Source organism: Stenotrophomonas lactitubi (genome assembly GCF_002803515.1).
Classification (GTDB): Bacteria; Pseudomonadota; Gammaproteobacteria; order Xanthomonadales; family Xanthomonadaceae; genus Stenotrophomonas; species Stenotrophomonas lactitubi.
The window spans coordinates 505,886-525,563 of record NZ_PHQX01000001.1; the positions used below are offsets into that span (position 1 = coordinate 505,886).

Below are 19,678 nucleotides of genomic sequence, written 5' to 3' on the forward strand. Positions count from 1 at the left end.
GACCTGGAAGGCGGCAGTGTAGCGGCCGGGGCCGACTCAGCGCGAAGAGGGAAGCTGCTCCAGCGCATCCAATGCCGGCAGCACCTGTGCGGAAATCGCTGCCAGTGCATGGCCGTCGGTGTCTGCATGGCGCTGCACGATGTCACGCAGCAGCTGGGTGGCCACCACCAGCGTGGCACGTTCGTCGCCGCTCAGGCCTGCCGTGCGCGGGGCTGATTCCAGCAGGCGCATCAGGTCGCGGCTGGCACGGTGTTCCAGTTCGATGGTGCAGCGCCCGGTGCACTGGTGCCCGTCCTTTTCGATCGGGGTCACCGAGATCCGGTAGCGGGTGGAGGGGCTGGCCATGGGGGTGCTCGCGCTGGTGGGGAGGAATGTGTCCACCATAGGCAAGGCATTGGCCGTCGGCGATGGCCGGGGCTGCACGCAGTGTTCCACCCGGTTCGTTCCTGCACTGGAAAAACAGCGGCGCGGCCATGGGCGGCGGGCCTGTGCGGGTGATTGCGTGGGCGCGGGAAACGCTGTGTTGCGGGGTCGCAGAGTAGAGCATCCACGCGTGGCGTGGATCTACTGGAGAGCAGAGCAAAAAAAACGGGACGGCCAAGGCCGTCCCGTCAGGTATCCGCTGCAGGGCGCGCGCTTAGAGCGCAGCGTCCTTGAGCTTCTTCAGCGGGCGAACCTTGAGCTTGGTGGTGGCCGGCTTGGCGGCGAACCACTGCTCTTCCTTGGTGAACGGGTTGATGCCCTTGCGCTTCGGCTTGGCTGCCACATTGACGGTGCTGATCTTCAGCAGGCCCGGCAGGGTGAACGAGCCTGCGCCCTTCTTGTGCACCGAAGCGGCGACAGCGCCTTCCAGCGAGGCCAGCACAGCGCGGACGTCCTTGGCGACAACGCCGGAGACTTCAGCGATGTGTGCAACCAGGCCCGACTTGGTCAGCACTTCCTTGATCGGCTTCGGAGCGGCCGGCTTGGCGGCGGCAGCCTTCGTCGCGACTTTCTTCACTGCCTTCTTCGGGGCAGCCTTCTTAGCGGTCTTTGCCATGGTTTCCTGTTCCGTGAACGGTTGGTTGTTTGGTCGGCGCCGAACCCCGTCGGCAAGCGCAATGTAGGGCAACTCTTGGGCGCCGCCAATAGCCTGGAGCGCTGAAAGTGCATGTTTTTTCATATCCAGGCCGATTCAGTACATGGCCGGTCGTGCGGGAAATGGGTGTCGTGGTGCACTGCACCGCAGTGTCCGTGTTTGCGGTCGTGTTGGCGAAATGACTGAAAACAAGGGAAAAATCGCCGGGTTGGTGGCGAAGAAGTGTCCACTCGCTGGCTCGGGACAGGCGCGGCGCATGCGGCGGAGCGACGCAGGGCTAACGTGGTGCGTGCCAGGGTATCGGTTCATCGCAGCCACAACGGAGCAGGACATGGGAATCTCGCGACACGCTACCGCGCATTGGGAAGGCGACCTGAAGTCGGGCAAGGGCCAGTTGAGCACGCCACAGAGCGGCCTGCTGGACAAAACCCGCTATGGCTTCAACAGCCGTTTCGGTGATGAAAAGGGCACCAATCCCGAAGAGCTGATCGCCGCCGCGCACGCCGGTTGTTTCACCATGGCGCTGTCGGCCAAGCTGGGCGAAGCCGGTTTCACCCCGACCTCGCTGGATACCGAAGCCAAGGTCGACCTGTCGATGGAAGGCGGCCCGCAGCTGTCGCAGATCCGGCTGAAAGTGAAGGCGGTGGTGCCAGGAATCGATGCGACGCAATTCCGCGCGATCGCCGATGACGCCAAGCAGAACTGCCCGGTTTCCAAGGCACTGAGCGCAGTGCCGATCAGTCTGGAAGCCGAGCTGGGCTGAGAAGGTGGTAGCGCCGGGCCATGCCCGGCGAGCGCAGCGGAAAGACGCCGGGCATGGCCCGGCGCTACCTCGTACGGGCAGTCACCAGTCGATGGTGCCGGAAATCACCGTCTGCACCTGGCCACCGGACCAGACCTCGCCGTCTTCGTCGACCAGCAGGGTCAGGCGCGCATCGTGGCCGACTTCGCGGCCTTGGCTGACTTCGAAGGGCTGGCGGCCGCGCGGCAGGGCATCACGCAGATCCAGCCAGGCCGCCAGTACGGCGTTGGCCGCGCCCGAAGCGGCATCCTCGAAGCGGCGTCCATTGCCGACGAAGGCGCGTACGGCCAGGTCGTAACCGTCGCTGCCATCGGCAAAGGCATAGGCGAACACACCCATGCTGTCGGTCGATTCAGCCAGCGTGGCGATCGCGTCCCAATCGGGGCGCAGGGCGCGCAACGCGGCTTCGTCCGCAACCTGCACGACCCACCAGCTTCGACCGCCCTGCATGCGCGCAGGTGGCAGCGTACCCAGCGGCCAGCCCTGCAGGGCGGGCTGCAGGCGCGGATCGTCGGCAACCGCGGTCTCGGCCAGCTGTGCACGCGGCGTACGGATCGCGATGCGCTGCTGGGCGCCTTCGCCGGTCACGCGCAGTGGCAACGCCCCGGCGATCCCGTCCTGCACCAGTACTCCGTCAACCGGCACGGCGATGCCTGCCTGCAGCACCGCGTGGGCAGTGCCGACGCTGGGATGGCCCGCGAACGGCACTTCCTTCTGCGGGCTGAACATGCGCAGCCGATAGCTGCTGCCGGGCGCCTGTGGCGGGAACACGAAGGTGGTTTCGGGCAGGCGGGTCCAGCGGGCGATGGCCTGCATCGCTGCATCGTCCAGGCCTTCGGCATCGAGCACGACAGCCAGCGGATTGCCAGCGCCCGGGCGCGGGGAAAACACATCCAGCTGCAGGAAACGGCGTGCGGACATCAGGCGGGAACTCCAGGAAACAGGCCGCATAGGGTAGCGCGGGGCCATGCCCCGCGAGCGCGCAGCGCAGCAGGCCGGCGGGCGTGGCCCGGCGCTACCCGCGGATGTGGCCGTCGATCACCGGCTGCACCTGGCCACCGATCCATACCGTGCCCTGCGCGTCGACGGTGATCTGGACGCGGCCGTCGCGACCGACCTCGCGGCCCTGGCTGGCCACATAGCTCCCGTTCTTGCCGGGCAGGGCATTGCGCTGCCGCAGCCAGGCGCCGATCAGCGCGTTGACGCTGCCGGTCACCGGATCCTCGGGTACGTTGGGCGCATCGGCAGGGCAGAACGCACGCACCACCAGATCATGGTCGGCACCGGGTTCGAGCGCGAACACCGCTACGCCGAGCGCATCGGTGGCCATGCTCCAGTCGCGCAGGGCCGCCATGTCCGGTACCAGCGTGCGTACGGCGTCGGCATCGCGCAACGGCAGCAGCCACCAGCGCGGGCCGTTTTCCCAGAGTTCGGCGCCCTGGCCCTCGGCGATGACGGCGCGCAGCACTTCCGGGACGGCGCCCGGTGCTGTCGGCAGCAGGCGCGCCGCTGGGCTGGCCAGCCGGATGGTGGGCGCGTTGGCCGGGCCGGCGACCTGCACCGGCAGCAGGCCGGCCGCGCACTGCTGTACCAGGGTCCCGTCGCGTGGCTGCACAAGGCCGCAGGTGACCGCGGCCCAGGCGGCGCCCACGCTGGGATGGCCGGCGAAGGGCAGCTCGCTGGCAGGGGTGAAGATGCGGATGTGGTAGTCGGCGCCGGCATCGGTGGGGCGCAGGAAGAACACGGTCTCGGACAGGTTCAGCCAGGCAGCAAGGGCCTGCATGCGGTCGGTGGACAGCCCATCCGCGTCGAACACGACACCGAGCGGGTTGCCGGTACCGGGGTGATGGGCGAAGACATCGAGCTGCAGGTAGCGGTAGGCGGTCATTGACGGGTGTATTGGGCTTAGAATCGAAGGTTCCGCCCCCAAGGGCGGCTTCCCCACATTACACATAGCCTATCCATGTCAGCTTCCCCCCTTGTCGATCGTTGGATCGTACTGAAGTTCGGCGGCACCTCGGTGTCGCGTCGCCACCGCTGGGACACGATCGGGAAGCTGGCGAAAAAACGGGCGGAAGAGACCGGATCGCGCGTGCTGGTGGTGGTTTCGGCACTGTCCGGGGTCACCAACGAACTGACCGCGATTGCCGATGGCGCGCCGGACAGCCGCGATCGCGTGGCGGCGCTGGTCGAACGCCACCAGGGCTTCCTGGCAGAACTGGGCCTGGGCGCCGAGGTGCTGGCCGAGCGCCTGGCCGCACTGCAGGGCCTGCTGGACGACCCGCGTGCGCCCAACCGTCCGCTGGACTGGCAGGCCGAAGTGCTGGGCCAGGGTGAACTGCTGTCTTCCAGCCTGGGCGCGGCCTACCTGCGCGCCAGCGGCCTGGATTTCGGCTGGATGGATGCGCGCCAGTGGCTGGACGCGCTGCCGCCGCAGCCGAACCAGAGCGACTGGTCGCAGCGCCTGTCGGTGAACTGCCAGTGGCGTGCCGATGCAGAATGGGCGCAGCGCTTCCGCGCGCAGCCCACGCGCCTGCTGATCACCCAGGGTTTCATCTCGCGTCATGCCGACGGTGGCACGGCCATTCTCGGCCGCGGCGGTTCGGATACCTCGGCGGCGTACTTCGGTGCGCTGCTCGGCGCCAGCCGCGTGGAGATCTGGACCGATGTACCGGGCATGTTCAGCGCCAACCCCAAGGACGTGCCGGACGCGCGCCTGCTGACCCGCCTGGATTATTACGAAGCGCAGGAAATCGCCACCACCGGTGCCAAGGTGCTGCACCCGCGCTCGATCAAGCCGTGCCGCGATGCCGGCGTGCCGATGGCGATCCTCGATACCGAGCGCCCGGAACTGCCGGGTACCAGCATCGACGGCAACGCCGCGCCGGTGCCGGGGGTGAAGGCGATCAGCCGCCGCAACGGCATCGTGCTGGTGTCGATGGAAGGCATCGGCATGTGGCAGCAGGTCGGCTTCCTCGCCGATGTGTTCGGCCTGTTCAAGAAGCACGGCCTGTCGGTGGACCTGATCGGTTCGGCCGAGACCAACGTCACCGTGTCGCTGGACCCGTCCGAGAACCTGGTCAACACCGATGTGCTGGCCGCGCTGTCGGCCGACCTGTCGCAGATCTGCAAGGTCAAGGTGATCGTGCCGTGCGCGGCGATCACTCTGGTCGGCCTGGGCATGCGCTCGCTGCTGCACAAGCTGTCGGACGTGTGGGCGACCTTCGGTCGTGAGCGCGTGCACATGATTTCGCAGTCGTCCAACGACCTGAACCTGACCTTCGTCATCGACGAGGCCGATGCTGACGGCCTGCTGCCGATCCTGCACGCCGAACTGATCGACAGCGGCGCGATGCCGGTGGAAGAGACCGAAGTGTTCGGCCCGCGCTGGCGCGAAATCGCCGGCACCGTGCGCCCGCGCGGTACGCCATGGTGGCGTGGCCAGCGAGCGCATCTGCTGCAGTTGGCCGATGCCGGCACCCCGCGCTACGTCTACCACCTGCCGACGGTACGGGCACGTGCCCGTGCGCTGGCGGCGATCAAGCCGATCGACCAGCGTTATTACGCGATCAAGGCCAACAGCCATCCGGCCATCCTGCAGCTGCTGGAAGCCGAAGGTTTCGGCCTGGAGTGCGTGTCGCACGGTGAGCTGAAGCATGTGTTCCAGGCCATTCCGGAACTGTCGCCCAAGCGCGTGCTGTTCACCCCCAGCTTCTGCCCGCGCAGCGAGTACGAAGCGGCGTTCGCGCTGGGCGTGACCGTCACTGTCGACAACGTCGAAGCCCTGCAGCGCTGGCCGGACCTGTTCCGCAACCGCGAGCTGTGGCTGCGCGTGGACCTGGGCCGTGGCGAAGGCCATCACGCCAAGGTCCGCACCGGTGGCAAGGAATCCAAGTTCGGCCTGCCGATCGCGCGCGTGGACGAGTTCGTGCGCGCGGCCACCGAGCTGGGCACCCGCGTGGTCGGCCTGCATGCGCACCTTGGCAGCGGCGTGGAAACCGCCCAGCACTGGCGCCTGATGTGCGATGAGCTGGCCGGTTTCGCGCGCCGTATCGGCAGCGTGCAGACCATCGACATCGGTGGTGGCCTGCCGATTCCGTACAGCGACGAAGACGAGCCGTTCGACCTGGATGCCTGGGCCGAGGGCCTGGCCGAGGTCAAGGCGCTGCATCCGGCGTTCCGCCTGGCGATCGAGCCGGGCCGCTTCCTGGTGGCCGAATCGGGCGTGCTGCTGACCCACGCCACCCAGGTGGTGGAAAAGGACGGCGTGCGCCGTGTCGGCCTGGATGCCGGCATGAACACGCTGATGCGCCCGGCCCTGTACGACGCCTGGCACGACATCGAGAACCTCAGCCGCCAAGGCGGTTACGCCGAAGCGGCGTTCGATGTGGTCGGCCCGATCTGCGAATCCAGCGATGTGTTCGGCAAGCGCCGCAAGCTGCCGGTGTCGACCGCGCCGGACGATGTGATGCTGATCGCCGACGCCGGTGCCTACGGCTATGTGATGTCCAACACCTACAACCAACGGGCGATGCCGCGCGAGGACGTGATCGAATGATCGCCGCCTTCCGCGCCCTGCACCCGCCCACCGACACGTCCCGCGCCTGCGCGCGGGCACGTGCCTGACCGTGCTTGAACTGGATTCACCATGACTGCTTTCGATAAACACCAGGTTTCCCGCTTCCGCTTCGTTCGCTGTGAATTCGCCGCGGACACCGGCGTGGCCAAGCTGGTCTACGCCTTCGATGACGGCCCGGAAATGGTGGAAACCGTTACCGTGCCCGGCGCCCCGTTCGTGCTGGAGCCGGCGCGTGCCGACGCCGTGCAGCGCGCGCTGCGGCTGCTGCACCTGATTGCCGGTGTGAGCTACTACAAGGCCGGTGTGCCCGATACGGTCAGCATCGACAGCTACAGCATCGATGCCGATACCGCGGCGCTGGTGGAGACCATCTACCTCAACGGCCTGGGTGAGTTCGCCTACCGCAACGGCCTGAACCTGCGTGGGCGCTTCCGCCTGCCGGTGCAGGGCGAAACGGTGCAGGCACCGGTGCTGGGCCTGCAGGCGCATGCGCTGGTGGCCATCGGTGGCGGCAAGGATTCGCTGGTCAGCATTGAAGCGCTGCGTCGCGCCGGCGTGGACGAGACGGTGACCTGGATTGGTGGTTCGCAGTTGATCCGTGCCTGTGCCGAGCGCACCGGGCTGCCGACATTGAACCTCGGTCGCGCGCTGGCGCCGGAACTGTTCGAGCTCAACCGCCAAGGCGCCTGGAACGGCCACATCCCGGTCACCGCGGTGAACTCGGCGATCATGGTGCTGGCTGCAGTGCTGCAGGGCGTGGACCAGGTGGTGTTCTCCAACGAACGTTCGGCCAGCTACGGCAGCCAGATTCCGGGCACCGGCGAGGTCAACCACCAGTGGTCGAAGGGTTGGGCGTTCGAGCAGGCCTTCGGCATGTACGTGCAGGAACAGGTGGCCGCTGATCTGCAGTACTACTCGCTGCTGCGGCCGATGTCGGAGCTGGCGGTGGCGCGCCAGTTCGCCAAGAGCGATTTCTACGACGCGCATTTCTCCAGCTGCAACCGCAACTTCCACATCCTTGGCGAGCGCCCGGTGAACCGCTGGTGCGGCGTCTGCCCGAAGTGTCACTTCGTGTTCCTGGCGCTGGCCCCGTTCATGCCGAAGACCCGCCTGGTGCGCATCTTCGGCCGCAACCTGCTGGACGACATCGAGCAGGCCGGTGGCTTCGACGCGCTGCTGGAATTCCAGGACCACAAGCCCTTCGAATGCGTAGGCGAAGGCCGCGAATCGCGTGCGGCGATGGCAACCCTGGCGCAGCGCCCGGAGTGGAAGGAAGACGTGCTGGTGAAGCGCTTCTGCAATGAAATCCGGCCGCAGCTGGATGCGGCCGAACTGGAGCTGGCGCCGTTGATGCAGCTGCAGGGCGAACATCGTATTCCGGCGACGCTGTGGGAACGGGTGCGTGAAGATTTCGCAGCTTGAAGGCAAGCGCGTAGCGCTGTGGGGCTGGGGCCGTGAGGGGCGTGCCGCGTTTGCGGTGCTGCGAACGCGCCTGCCATCGCTTGGCCTGAGCCTGTTCTGCCCGGCCACCGAGGTCGAGGCGGCGCGTGCGGAAACACGGGGCGTGCTGGATGTACGCGGCGAACCCACGGCCGAAGCGCTGGCTTCATTCGACGTGGTGATCAAGTCGCCCGGGATCAGCCCGTATCTGCCGATCGCGTTGGCGGCGGCCGGGCAGGGCACCGTCTTCATCGGTGGCACGGCGTTGTGGTTCGCCGAACATGCCGATGCCGAAGGCACCGTGCGCGACACCATCTGCGTGACTGGTACCAAGGGCAAGAGCACCACCACCGCGCTGGTCGCGCATCTGCTGCGCGCAGCCGGGCATCGCACCGGCTTGGTCGGCAACATCGGCCTGCCGCTGCTGGAAGTGCTGGACCCGCAACCGGCGCCCGCGTACTGGGCGGTGGAGCTGTCCAGCTACCAGACCGGCGAGGTCGCACGTAGTGGTGCGCACCCGCAGGTGGCCGTGGTGCTGAACCTGTTCCCGGAACACCTGGACTGGCACGGCAGCGAGCAGCGCTACATCGAAGACAAGCTGCAGCTGGTGACCGGGGCCGCGCCGCGCGTTGCCGTGCTCAATGCTGCAGACCCGCACTTGGCCGCGCTGACGCTGCCCGCCAGCGAGGTGGTCTGGTTCAACCAACCGCAGGGCTGGCATATGCGCGGCGACATCGTGCATCGCGGCGAGCAGGCGGTGTTCGATACCCGCAACACGCCACTGCCGGGCCGGCACAACCGCGGCAACCTGTGCGCGGTGCTGGCCGCGCTGGAGGCGATGGGCCTGGATGCGGTGGCGCTGGCGCCGGCCGTGCAGGATTTCCGGCCGCTGCCGAATCGCCTGCAGCGGATTGGCGAGGCCGATGGCCTCACCTACATCAACGATTCGATCAGCACTACGCCGCATGCCAGCCTGGCGGCGCTGGAGTGCTTCGCCGGCCAGCGCATCGCGCTGCTGGTGGGTGGGCATGATCGCGGCCTGGACTGGACCGACTTCATGCAGCACATGGCGCACGACGTGCCGCCGGTGGAGATCGTGACCATGGGCAGCAACGGCCCGCGCATCCACGCGATGCTGCAGCCGTTGGCCGACGCCGGCCGTTTCGGTCTGCATGCTGCTGCCGATCTGCCCGACGCGATGGCGCTGGCGCGTCGCGCACTGGGCGAGCAGGGTGGGGTGGTGCTGCTGTCGCCGGGGGCGCCGAGCTATGGCGCCTACCGCGATTACGTTGCACGTGGGCGGCATTTCGCCGAACTGGCCGGGTTCGACCCGGACACGATCAGCGCGATTCCGGGGATCGGGATCGCCTGAGGGGTCGGATCCCTTTCCGCAGGAAAGGGCTCTGACCCCAACGGGATACCGCGTGAATCCATCCACGCATGGCGTGGATCTACTGTAGAGCCGAGCCCACGCTCGGCTGCCTTCATTCGTCTTCGTTGATGAACGCGTAATCGCGATCAATCAGCTGCTGCAGGTACGCATCAAAGCTGGGGGCGATCACCACGTAGCTGTCCGGGTCGTGCAGGTAGCGCACCACCTGACCAACGCTGCCGCCGGGTGCGGGATCGAAATCCAGATACAGCATCGAGGTGCCGCCGTTGTTCATGCAGTGCGAGAAGCACAGGCGACGGCTCATCGGCAGGTCGGCATCGATGCCGGCACCGAGGATCTCCGGTTCTTCATCCAGCCATTCTTCGTAGATGGAGCGGATGCTGTCGTCCCACTGCTGCTGGTCTTCGAAGATCTGCGCCACCGAGCGCAGGTAGTACGGATAGTCGCCCACGTCCGAGCCCAGCATCAGCACGCAGACCTCGCCCTTCGGGTACTCGCGGAAATGCGTGCCGTCCACGCGCGACAGCAGCTCGACCAGGCTGGCGGGAACCTGCGGCCACTGCGCGCGCAGGCGTTGCAGATCGGCGTCGCTGGCGCCTTCGGTCCATGCCCAGTGCGGGGCATCGTCTTCGGGCAAGCGCGGGATCAGGCCGGAGAGAAAGCGTTCGACAGGGTTCATGCAGAAAAGGGGGCGGAGGGGATCAGGTGGTATCCAACCACACCTGCGTCACGCAGCCAATGCAGAATGCGACGCGGGAGGGGCGATTACGGCTTAATCCCCTCCGTCCCCTTTTTCTGGAGCAGGCGCATGAACCGTTGGCGTTGCGGCGTGGCGATGGTACTGGGGCTGGCGGCGATGCCAGCGTTTGCAGCAATGAAGACGCATCCGGTGGAGTGGAAGCACCAGGGCACGACCTTCAGTGGCGTGCTGGTCTATGACGATGGCGACAACGACAAGCGCCCGGGCCTGGTGATGGTGCCGAACTGGAAGGGCGTGAACGAATCGGCCATCGAGAAGGCCAAGCAGCTGGCTGGCGATGACTACGTGGTGCTGGTGGCCGATGTGTACGGCAAGGGCGTGCGACCGAAGACCGATGCCGAGGCCGGTCCGGTGGCGACCAAGCTGCGCAATGACCGGCCGCTGCTGCGGGCGCGGGCGCTGGAGGCGGTCAACGTGCTGAAGGCGCAGGCGGGCAAGGCACCGCTGGACGCCAGCCGGATCGGCGCGGTGGGCTTCTGCTTCGGTGGCACCACGGTGCTGGAACTGGCCCGTGCCGGTGCGCCGCTGGCGGGCGTGGTCAGCCTGCATGGCGGGCTCGGGTCGCCCTTGCCGGCGCAGGCCGGTGGCAGCCATCCGTCGGTGCTGGTGTTGAATGGCGCCGACGACAAGAGCGTGACCGCGGAGGATATCGGCAGCTTCCAGAAGGAAATGGATGCGGCCAAGGTGGACTGGGAGTTCACCAACTACAGCGGTGCGGTGCACTGCTTTGCCGAGCGTGATGCCAACAGCCCGCCGGGCTGCCAGTACAACGAGCGTGCGGCGAAGCGTGCCTGGAAGGCGCTGGATGAGTTCTTCGAGGAGCGCTTCATGTAGTGCCGACCAACGGTCGGCACCCACGGATATTTCCGTGCCGACCAACGGTCGGCACCCATCTGCCCTGGTAGGTGCCGACCGTTGGTCGGCACTCCTTCATCAATGCGAACGCTGTACCGCGTAGCGGGCCAGGCCGCGCAGGGCGGCGACGGCGTCGTTGTCGGCCAGGCCGTCGAGCGCGCGCTCGGCGGTTTCCGCATATTCCTCGGCGCGGCGGCGGCTGTATTCCAGGCCACCGGTGGCCTGGATCGCAGCCAGCACTTCCGGCATCGCCGAGGCGTCGCCGTTCTGCACGATCTCGCGCAGGCGCTGGCGGGTGGCCTCGTCCGAATGCGCCATCGCGTGGATCAGCGGCAGCGTGGCCTTGCCCTCGGCCAGGTCATCACCGAGGTTCTTGCCCAGCTCGTCGGCGTTGGCCGAGTAATCCAGCACGTCATCGGCGATCTGGAAGGCGTAGCCCAGATGCATGCCGTAGTCGTACAGGGCCTGCTGGGTGGCTTCATCGACGCCGCTGGCCAGTGCACCCAGGCGGGTACCGGCGGCGAACAGCACCGCGGTCTTGCGCTCGATCACGCGCAGGTAGGCCGCTTCGTCGGTGTCCGGGTTGTGCACGTGCAGCAGCTGCAGCACTTCGCCTTCGGCGATGCGGTTGGTGGTGTCGGCCAGGATCTGCATCACCGACATCCGGTCCAGCTCGACCATCAGCTGGAAGCTGCGCGAGTACAGGAAGTCGCCCACCAGCACACTCGGCGCGTTGCCCCACAGCGCATTGGCGGTGCTGCGGCCGCGGCGCAGGCTGGATTCGTCCACCACGTCGTCGTGCAGCAGGGTGGAGGTGTGGATGAACTCGATGATCGCGGCCAGCTGGTGGTGCTCGGGGCCGGCGCCGCCGACCGCATGGCCGGCCAGCATCACCAGCATCGGCCGCAGGCGTTTGCCGCCCGCGGAAATGATGTGGTCGGCGATCTGGTTGATCAGCACCACATCCGAGGACAGCCGGCGGCGGATCAGGGCATCGACGGCAGCCATGTCGGCTGCGGCAAGCGACTGGATCTGGGACAGGCCCAGGGCGGGACGGGTGTCTTCAGTGATGGTCATGCGATCAGGCTTTCAGGCTCATCCCTGATTATAGGCGTTGCCTGTGAATTGGGGAGGAAACCGGTTCCCAGGCCGCCGCCCGATGCCGCCGACCACGGTGTCCGGCGTGAATACGTATGCAGGCGGCGCCATCGTCGTGGGCCGCCGCTAAGCTTGCGGGAGTTGGTTTTCAGCCCGCTTGCAGCGGGTCCCGCATGCCCGGAGGGGGGCTGTCGATGTCGCACTATCCATGGTGGCGCGGAGCCGTCATCTACCAGATCTACCCGCGCAGTTTCCTCGACGCCAACGGCGACGGGGTGGGCGACCTGCCGGGCATCATCCAGCGCCTGGACCATATCGCCGCGCTGGGCGTGGATGCGATCTGGATCTCGCCGTTCTTCCGATCGCCGATGGCCGACTTCGGCTATGACATCGCCGACTACCGCGATGTCGATCCGCTGTTCGGCAGCCTGGACGACTTCGACCGGCTGCTGGCCAAGGCGCATGGTCTTGGCCTGAAGGTGATGATCGACCAGGTGCTCAGCCATACCTCGATCGACCATGCCTGGTTCCGCGAGAGCCGGCAGGACCGCCACAATCCGAAGGCGGACTGGTATGTGTGGGTGGATCCGCGCGAGGACGGCACCCCGCCCAACAACTGGCTGTCGCTGTTCGGCGGCGGCGCCTGGCAGTGGGAACCGCGCCGCGAGCAGTACTACCTGCACAACTTCCTGGTGGACCAGCCGGACCTGAATTTCCATCACCCGGAGGTGCAGCAGGCGACCCTGGACAACGTGCGCTTCTGGCTGGACCGCGGCGTGGATGGCTTCCGCCTGGATGCGATCAACTTCTGCTTCCATGACGCGCAGCTGCGCGACAACCCGCCCAAGCCGGCCGACAAGCGCGTCGGCCGCGGCTTCAGCGCGGACAACCCGTACGCCTACCAATACCACTATTACAACAACACCCAGCCGGAGAACCTGCCGTTCCTGGAGCAGCTGCGCGCCCTGCTGGACGAGTACCCGGGGGCGGTGAGCCTGGGCGAGATCTCTTCGGAGGACTCGCTGGCGACCACCGCCGAATACACCCAGGACGGCCGCCTGCACATGGGTTACAGCTTCGAGCTGCTGGTCAACGACTACAGCGCGGCCTACATCCGCGACACGGTGTCGCGCCTGGAAGCGGCGATGACCCAGGGCTGGCCGTGCTGGGCCGTGTCCAACCACGATGTGGAGCGGGCGGTCAGCCGCTGGGGTGGGCATCCGGCCGACCCGCGCCTGGCGCGGATGCTGGTGGCGCTGCTGTGCTCACTGCGCGGCTCGGTCTGCCTGTACCAGGGCGAGGAGTTGGGCCTGGCCGAGGCCGAGGTGCCGTTCGAGGCGCTGCAGGACCCCTACGGCATCACCTTCTGGCCGAACTTCAAGGGCCGCGACGGCTGCCGCACGCCGTTGCCGTGGATCGACGCGCCGCTGGCCGGCTTCACCACGGGCAAGCCGTGGCTGCCGATCCCGGCCGAGCACCAGGCGGCGGCCGTGGCGGTGCAGGCGCAGGATCCGCAGTCGGTGCTGTCGGCCTTCCGCGGCTTCCTGGCCTGGCGCCGCACCCAGCCAGCCCTGCTGCACGGTGACATCCGGTTCCTGGACAGTGCCGAACCAGTGCTACTGTTCGAGCGTATGCTTGCAGATGAAACTCTCCTGCTGGCCTTCAACCTGTCGGCCGAAGCGGTGACTCATCCGCTGCCGGCGGGTACCTGGCAGCAGGTGGCCGTACCGGGCCCGGATGCGGGCACGGTGCAGGGCAACGAACTCCAGCTGCCGCCGCGCGCGGTGTATTGCGCACGACGCAGCTGACCGATTTCTCCGGTGGCGGTACTTGCGGGGACGGGGCCGAAGCGCCCCGTCCCTTTTTTGTGGGCGCGGTTGCGGTGCAGGGCATCCACGCATGGCGTGGATCTACTGGAGAGGCGATGTTCCGGCGATCGGCATCCACGCATGGCGTGGATCTACTGGAGAGGCGATGTTCCGGCGATCGGCATCCACGCATGGCGTGGATCTACTGGAGAGGTGATGTTCCGGTGATTGGCATCCACGCGTGGCGTGGATCTACCGGGGCCGTGCGGCGGTGATCGGCATCCACGCATGGCGTGGATCTACTGGAGAGGCGATGTTCCGGCGATCGGCATCCACGCATGGCGTGGATCTACTGGGCCGTGTGGCGGTGATCGGCATCTACGCATGGCGTGGGTCCACCGGAGGCGACGTCGCGGTGATCGGCATCCGCACGTGGCAACGGTGCACCGATGTCAGTAGATCCACGCCATGCGTGGATGGGCCTTGCCGATCATCTGTCGGCACGCGCGCAAAAGAAAACCCGCTGCCTGCGCAGCGGGTTTTCGATGGGTTGCCGGCCAGCGGCCGGCGCTACCGTGCAGGTCAGAACTTGTAGTTCACGCCCAGCATGTAGGTGCGGCCCCACTCGATGTACTCCAGCGGACGATCCCGGGTGCCGGCGTAGGTACGGTACGGCTCGTTGGTCAGGTTGCTTCCCTGCAGCAGCAGGGTCAGCCCGCGCAGGCTGCTGCTGTCGCTGAAGGTGTAGCTGATCTGCGCATCGGTCACGTTCTCGCCCACCACGTAGCGCAGGGTGCGGTTGCCGTTGAAGTTGCCGATCTCGCCGATGAAGTCCGAACGACGACGCTGGCTGACGCGTGCTTCAAAGCCACTGCGCTCGTAATAGGCAGTGAAGTTGTACACACGCTTGGACAGGCCGGGCAGGCTGATCGGGTCGGTGCCGACGCTGGATGCGCTTTCCGGATCGAGGATCTGGATGTCGCTCTTGTTGAAGGTCGCGCTGGCCTGCACGCCGAAGCCACGCAGGTTGTCGGTCAGCATGTCCAGCGGGAACGACGCGGTCAGCTCCAGGCCCTTCAGCGTACCGCCCTTGCCGTTCACCGGGGTCGAGAACGTGCCGGTCGGCAGCACCGGCACCACCATGCCCGGCGGCGGCACATAGTTGCCCAGCAGCCCGGTGAAGTCGTAGTTGTCCACCGACTGCGTGTAGACGTAGCTCTTCAGGTCCTTGTAGAAGATCGCGGCGGCCACGTAGGCCTTCTCGCCGAAGTACTTCTCGTAGGACAGGTCGAGCGCGGTAGCGCGCCACGGATCCAGCAGCGGGTTGCCGCCACTGCCGCCGGGGCGGCCGGTACCGGTATCCACGCCGAACTCCAGGCCGGCCCGCATCTGGTCCACGCGCGGGCGGGCGACCTGCTTGGCTGCAGCAAAGCGCAGGGTCTGCTCGTGCGGGAACATGAAGGCCAGGTTCAAGCTCGGCAGCCAGTCGTTGTACTTGCGGCCATCGGAGTACGGCTGGATGTTGTTGCCGGCCGCCTGCGAGCTGTCCCAGTAGCGTGAGTCCGAGCTCTGGTCGGTGTGCTGCATCTGCACGCCGATGTTGCCGCGCACGCCGACGACGCCGATGTCGGTGTTGATGTTCAGGCGCGCCCAGGCGGTGGTGATCTTTTCCTGCACCGTCCACGACTTGGGAATCAGGTAGTCGAGGTTGTCGACCGGATTGAAGGTCATGTAACGACCGACCGCGCCCGGCACGTTCCAGGCCGGGATGGTGCCCAGACCGGCGAAGCCGAGGTTGACCGGGCGGTACTGCAGATCCGATGCGATGTTGGCATCGCCCTGCGCGCCCAGCAGGATGTTGCCTTCAGACTGGGTCTTCACCTTGCGGCGATCGGCGTAGTTCACGCCGATGTCGAGGTCCGGTGCCCAGGACGCCATTGCTTCCGGCAGCGCGATGGTCGCGGCCAGCTTGCCGCCCTTCAGGCGGTCTTCCACCTTCGGCACCTTGCCGTAACCAGAACCGTAAATGGTGTTGGTCAGGAACAGCGCATCCGGGTTGGAGTAGTTCAGGCCCGGGCTGATCTGCGAGAAGCCATCCTGGCGGAACTGCACGCCGACCGTATCCAGCTGCGGCATCGGGGTCAGCTGCAGGTTGTTTTCCAGGTTCAGCTCGTCACGGGTGGCCTTGGAATAGTTCAGGTCGGCGACCAGCTTGACGCTGCCGAAGGTGAACTCGTTGTTCCAGCCGAACGCATCGATCTTGTCCTTGCGCTTGTTGTACATGCCGCGCACCAGCGGGTACACGCCACTGGCGGTGCCACCGGTGAAGGTGCCATTGGCATTGACCTGCGGATTGCTGACCAGCAGCCCCGGGGTGTAGTTGCCGTTGTAGTTGCTGAGGTTGAGCTCGAACTGGTTGGCGGTGTCGATCTGCTCCGCCTCGGTATGGAACGCGTCGAAGGTGCTGGTCCAGCTGTTGTTCGGCCGGAACTGGATCGTGGCCATCACACCGTCACGCTTGTTGTTGCCGGTGCGGCGCAGTGCCTTGATGCCGTCGGTGAAGTAGGTGCCAGCGGCAACACCCGGGCGGTTGCCGTTGGTGGTGTGCTCGGTGGTCCACGGTTCGTACAGGCCGACCTGGTTTTCCTGGATCGGCATGTCGCTGTGCGCGTAGCCGATGGCGATGCCGAGCGTCTTGTCCAGGAACTGGTCGATGTAGCTGGCGCTGAAGCGGTTGCCGTACGGATCGGTGTCGGCGGCGCGGCCCAGCGAACTCTTCTGGTAGCGGCCGCTGATCGCGATGACACGGTCTGGGAAGCTGAGCGGACGTGCGGTCTGCATGTCGATGGTGCCCGACAGGCCCTGGCCGACCAGCGCCGCATCCGGGGTCTTGTACACGGTCACGCCGTTGACCAGCTCGGACGGGTACTGGTCGAACTCGACGCCACGGTTGTCGCCGGTACTGACCACTTCACGGCCGTTGAGCAGGGTGGTGGCGAAATCCGGCGACAGGCCGCGCACGCTGATCACCTGCGCACGACCGGCCACACGCTGCGCGGCGAGGCCGGGCAGGCGCGAGATCGATTCGGCGATGCTGACATCGGGCAGCTTGCCGATGTCTTCGGCGGAAATCGCTTCGACCACCGAGGTGGCGTCCTGCTTGGTGGCGATGGCGCTTTCGATGCCGCGACGGATGCCGGTGACCTGCACGGTATCCAGGTTGGTGGCGGCAGTGCCGGTCGGCGGGGTGGTGGTCTGCGTGGACTGTGCTGCTGCCAGCGACGGCGTCAGTACGACGGCCAACGCGATGCTCAGCGCACTGCGCTTGTGGTTCAACATTTTCCCCTCCCAGGCAATGTTGTAGTGCGATTCGTGGTCGTCCCGATGCTGTCGAGGACGTGCGACGCGGTGGCCGCTGTCGTCGCCGCTATGGTAGGCAGCGCGTTCTTCGTGGGAATCACCCTGCATACGTATTCAATGGCGTTTGCAGGGTTGTAATCGCTTTCAGGTGCATCGTTCCGTAGAGCCGAGCCCACGCTCGGCTGCGTTCCGGTGCTGCGCACCGCCGCCCGAGCACGGGCTCGGGCGCTACATGGGCGCGCAGGCCGGCAAGCGTTCAGTGGACCGGTGTAAATCGGATTGCCTGCCCGCCGCCCGGCGCCAGCACCAGGGTGAGTGAATCGTTGCTGCTGACCTCGCGGGTGTCGCGCTTGAAGGCGAAGGGATTGCTGCGGAAATCCGCGCCGTCGCCATCGCGGTAGATCTCGGCGCGGTAACGCACGCCCGGCTCCAGGAAGCCCAGCGACACCGGCAGCACGCGGCCGTTCTCATCGGTGATGCTGCCGAGGAACCAGTCGCGGCTGTTGCGGTCGCGGCGCACGATCGTCACATAGTCGCCGACCTCGCCATCGAGCACGCGGCTCTGCTCCCAGTCCACCGCGACGTCCTCGATGAAGCGGAACGCGTCGCGGTGCTGCAGGTAGTGCTCGGGCAGATCCGCGGCCATCTGGATCGGGCTGTACAGCACCACGTACAGGGCCAGCTGGCGGGCCAGCGTGCTGGGGATGGCCTGGCCACCGCGGCCCTTCAGGCTGAGGATGCCGGGGGTGTAATCCATCGGCCCGGCCAGCATGCGGGTGAACACCAGGTTGACCTCATGCTCGGGCGGGTTCGGTGGCTGGCCCCAGGCGTTGTATTCCATCCCGCGCGCGCCTTCGCGCGAGATCCAGTTCGGGTAGGTGCGACGCAGCCCGGTGTCCTTGATCGGCTCGTGCGGATTCACCGCCAGGTGCCGGCGCGCGGCTTCCTGCACCACCTTCAGGTGATGACGGGCCATGAACTGCCCGTCGTGCCACTCGCGCCACAGCGGGCCGCCTGCTGGATTGCGGCGATCGACCTGGCCGTCGTCGCAGACGTAGCCGGTCTTGAACTGATCCACGCCCAGCCGCGCATACAGGTCCAGCGCAGCATCCAACTGGTCTTCGTAGTGTTCGATCGCGCAGCCCGTTTCATGGTGGCCGATCAGGTGCACGCCCTTCTTCAACCCGTACGCCGACAGTGCTTCGATGTCGAAATCCGGCGTGGCGCGGGTGAAGTCGAAGTCGTAACCGTTGCCGACCCAGTTGCCGTCCCAGCCCGGATTCCAGCCTTCCACCAGCACACCACGGAAACCGTGCGCGGCGGCGAAATCGATGACCTTCCGCGTTTTCGCGGTGGTGGCGGCATGCTTCGGTCCGGTCGCCCAGCTCTCGTTGTCCAGGTGCATCGACCACCACACCCCCAGGTACTTGGCCGGCTTCACCCAGCTCACATCGCCCAGCGCATTGGGCTCGTTGAGGTTGAGGATCAGGTCGGACTCGACCAGCCCGCCGGCGCGGTCGGCAATCTGCAGGGTGCGCCATGGCGTGGCGAAGGGCAGGGCGCGGCGTACCTTCCAGCCTTCGGCCGAAGGCGAAAGCTGCGCGCGCAGGCGCTGGCCCTCGGTGCGGCGCAGCCACATGCCGGCGTAGTCGACCAGGGCCGCTTCATGGATGGCCACGTGCAGGCCGTCGTGGCTGCGCAGGGTCATCGGCGTGTGCACCAGCGGCACTTCGCGCAGCGGCGTGCGCTGGTACAGGTATTCGTAGTGGATCGGTTCGCCAGCGGGTATCCACCAGGCGGTGGACTCCGGTGCGATGGCGAACTCGGTCAGTTCGTCATCGATGATCGCTTCGCGCAGGTTTGGTTGCTCGGGGAACACGTAGCGGAACCCCAGGCCGTCGTCGTAGACGCGGAACACCACGTCCAGCCGGCGCTTGCTGCCGGTGGTTTCGGCCAGATGCACGGTCAGTTCGTTGAAGTGGTTGCGGGTGAGGCGGCGCTCGCCCCACGGCTGCTCCCAGCGGTCGTCGACACTGCGGCGTTCCTGCGCCAGCAGGCTGAAGTCGCGGTCGAGGCGACCATCCCGTAGTTCAAAACCCAGCTTCGAATCGGCCACCACGGTCTGGCCGAGACGCTCGACGCGGTAGCGTGCGGTGCCGCCGTCCAGCACCAGGCTGACCTTCAATACCTTGTCCGGTGATTCGACGCTGGCGATCTGCGGTGCAGCCGCCTGTGCCAGCGTGGCCAATCCCAACAGGGCCAGGCCGAAGGCGTGCGCGATCACTGCGCGTACCGTTGTGGGTGACGTCGGCATTTCCCCTCCCAAGGCGCCGTTGACAGACCCGGACCATAAGCCAGCGCAGCAGGTGCGCCGGTGCCGCGCGCCATGAATACGTATGCAGCTGGACGCAGCCGACAGCCCCGCGTCTACCATGGGGCCAGGGCACCTTGAGGGAGGTGCCGCGCCCGCACGCCGGCAACGGCAGTGCGGACCCACAACGGTGC

14 protein-coding genes are annotated in these 19,678 nt (G+C 66.7%); 6 read left to right on the forward strand and 8 right to left on the reverse strand.

The genetic code is table 11. The annotated features are described in order from the left end of the window. Positions 1-36 precede the first annotated feature (36 nt). Both CR156_RS02405 and CR156_RS02410 read right to left on the reverse strand, forming a co-directional pair. Entirely contained in the window at positions 37-345 is a 309-nt protein-coding gene (locus tag CR156_RS02405; protein WP_089239382.1) for a DUF3861 family protein, read from the reverse strand. A gap of 292 nt (positions 346-637) precedes the next feature. Beyond that, a complete protein-coding gene (locus CR156_RS02410) occupies positions 638-1,039 on the reverse strand; it encodes an HU family DNA-binding protein (protein WP_089239384.1) in 402 nt (133 codons plus the stop codon). Positions 1,040-1,409: 370 nt separating this feature from the next. Here CR156_RS02410 and CR156_RS02415 point away from each other — a divergent pair, with 370 nt between their 5' ends. Further along, positions 1,410-1,841, forward strand: coding sequence for an OsmC family protein (locus CR156_RS02415; protein WP_019659396.1), 432 nt, complete (start codon positions 1,410-1,412; stop codon positions 1,839-1,841). A gap of 81 nt (positions 1,842-1,922) precedes the next feature. On the opposite strand, the gene CR156_RS02420 is transcribed toward CR156_RS02415, so the two are convergent. Together CR156_RS02420 and CR156_RS02425 are read right to left on the reverse strand one after the other, a co-directional pair. Beyond that, entirely contained in the window at positions 1,923-2,801 is an 879-nt protein-coding gene (locus CR156_RS02420; RefSeq protein ID WP_100551768.1) for a PhzF family phenazine biosynthesis protein, read from the reverse strand. Positions 2,802-2,895: 94 nt separating this feature from the next. Further along, entirely contained in the window at positions 2,896-3,768 is an 873-nt protein-coding gene (locus CR156_RS02425; RefSeq protein ID WP_100551769.1) for a PhzF family phenazine biosynthesis protein, read from the reverse strand. A 75-nt stretch (positions 3,769-3,843) separates the two neighbouring features. On the opposite strand from CR156_RS02425, the gene CR156_RS02430 reads away from it, so the two are divergent. The 3 genes from CR156_RS02430 to murD all read left to right on the forward strand — a co-directional run bounded on the left by CR156_RS02430 (position 3,844) and on the right by murD (position 9,271). Beyond that, on the forward strand, positions 3,844-6,438 hold the full coding sequence (locus tag CR156_RS02430) for a bifunctional aspartate kinase/diaminopimelate decarboxylase (RefSeq protein WP_100551770.1): 2,595 nt from the start codon (positions 3,844-3,846) through the stop codon (positions 6,436-6,438). Positions 6,439-6,528: 90 nt separating this feature from the next. Next, positions 6,529-7,881: a UDP-N-acetyl-alpha-D-muramoyl-L-alanyl-L-glutamate epimerase gene (gene murL, locus CR156_RS02435; RefSeq protein WP_100551771.1), complete on the forward strand. Its 1,353-nt coding sequence runs from the start codon at positions 6,529-6,531 to the stop codon at positions 7,879-7,881. Further along, positions 7,862-9,271: a UDP-N-acetylmuramoyl-L-alanine--D-glutamate ligase gene (gene murD / locus CR156_RS02440; protein ID WP_100551772.1), complete on the forward strand. Its 1,410-nt coding sequence runs from the start codon at positions 7,862-7,864 to the stop codon at positions 9,269-9,271. Before murL ends, murD begins: the two co-directional genes overlap by 20 nt. 112 nt (positions 9,272-9,383) lie before the next feature. On the opposite strand, the gene CR156_RS02445 is transcribed toward murD, so the two are convergent. After that, the gene (locus tag CR156_RS02445) at positions 9,384-9,971 is read right to left on the reverse strand and encodes an SMI1/KNR4 family protein (protein ID WP_100551773.1); all 588 of its coding nucleotides are present in this window, start codon (positions 9,969-9,971) and stop codon (positions 9,384-9,386) included. 129 nt (positions 9,972-10,100) lie between these two features. Between CR156_RS02445 and CR156_RS02450 the strand changes: the two genes are divergently transcribed. Further along, a complete protein-coding gene (locus tag CR156_RS02450; RefSeq protein WP_100551774.1) occupies positions 10,101-10,886 on the forward strand; it encodes a dienelactone hydrolase family protein in 786 nt (261 codons plus the stop codon). Between the two features lie 99 nt (positions 10,887-10,985). On the opposite strand, the gene CR156_RS02455 is transcribed toward CR156_RS02450, so the two are convergent. Beyond that, complete coding sequence (locus CR156_RS02455; protein ID WP_100551775.1) at positions 10,986-11,984, reverse strand: polyprenyl synthetase family protein; 999 nt, start codon at positions 11,982-11,984, stop codon at positions 10,986-10,988. Positions 11,985-12,199: 215 nt separating this feature from the next. Between CR156_RS02455 and CR156_RS02460 the strand changes: the two genes are divergently transcribed. Then, the gene (locus tag CR156_RS02460; RefSeq protein WP_100551776.1) at positions 12,200-13,813 is read left to right on the forward strand and encodes an alpha-glucosidase family protein; all 1,614 of its coding nucleotides are present in this window, start codon (positions 12,200-12,202) and stop codon (positions 13,811-13,813) included. 582 nt (positions 13,814-14,395) lie between these two features. On the opposite strand, the gene CR156_RS02465 is transcribed toward CR156_RS02460, so the two are convergent. Then, positions 14,396-17,152: a TonB-dependent receptor gene (locus CR156_RS02465; RefSeq protein ID WP_165780964.1), complete on the reverse strand. Its 2,757-nt coding sequence runs from the start codon at positions 17,150-17,152 to the stop codon at positions 14,396-14,398. A 277-nt stretch (positions 17,153-17,429) separates the two neighbouring features. Further along, entirely contained in the window at positions 17,430-19,487 is a 2,058-nt protein-coding gene (locus CR156_RS02470) for a glycoside hydrolase family 97 protein (protein WP_100551777.1), read from the reverse strand. Positions 19,488-19,678: the final 191 nt, after the last annotated feature.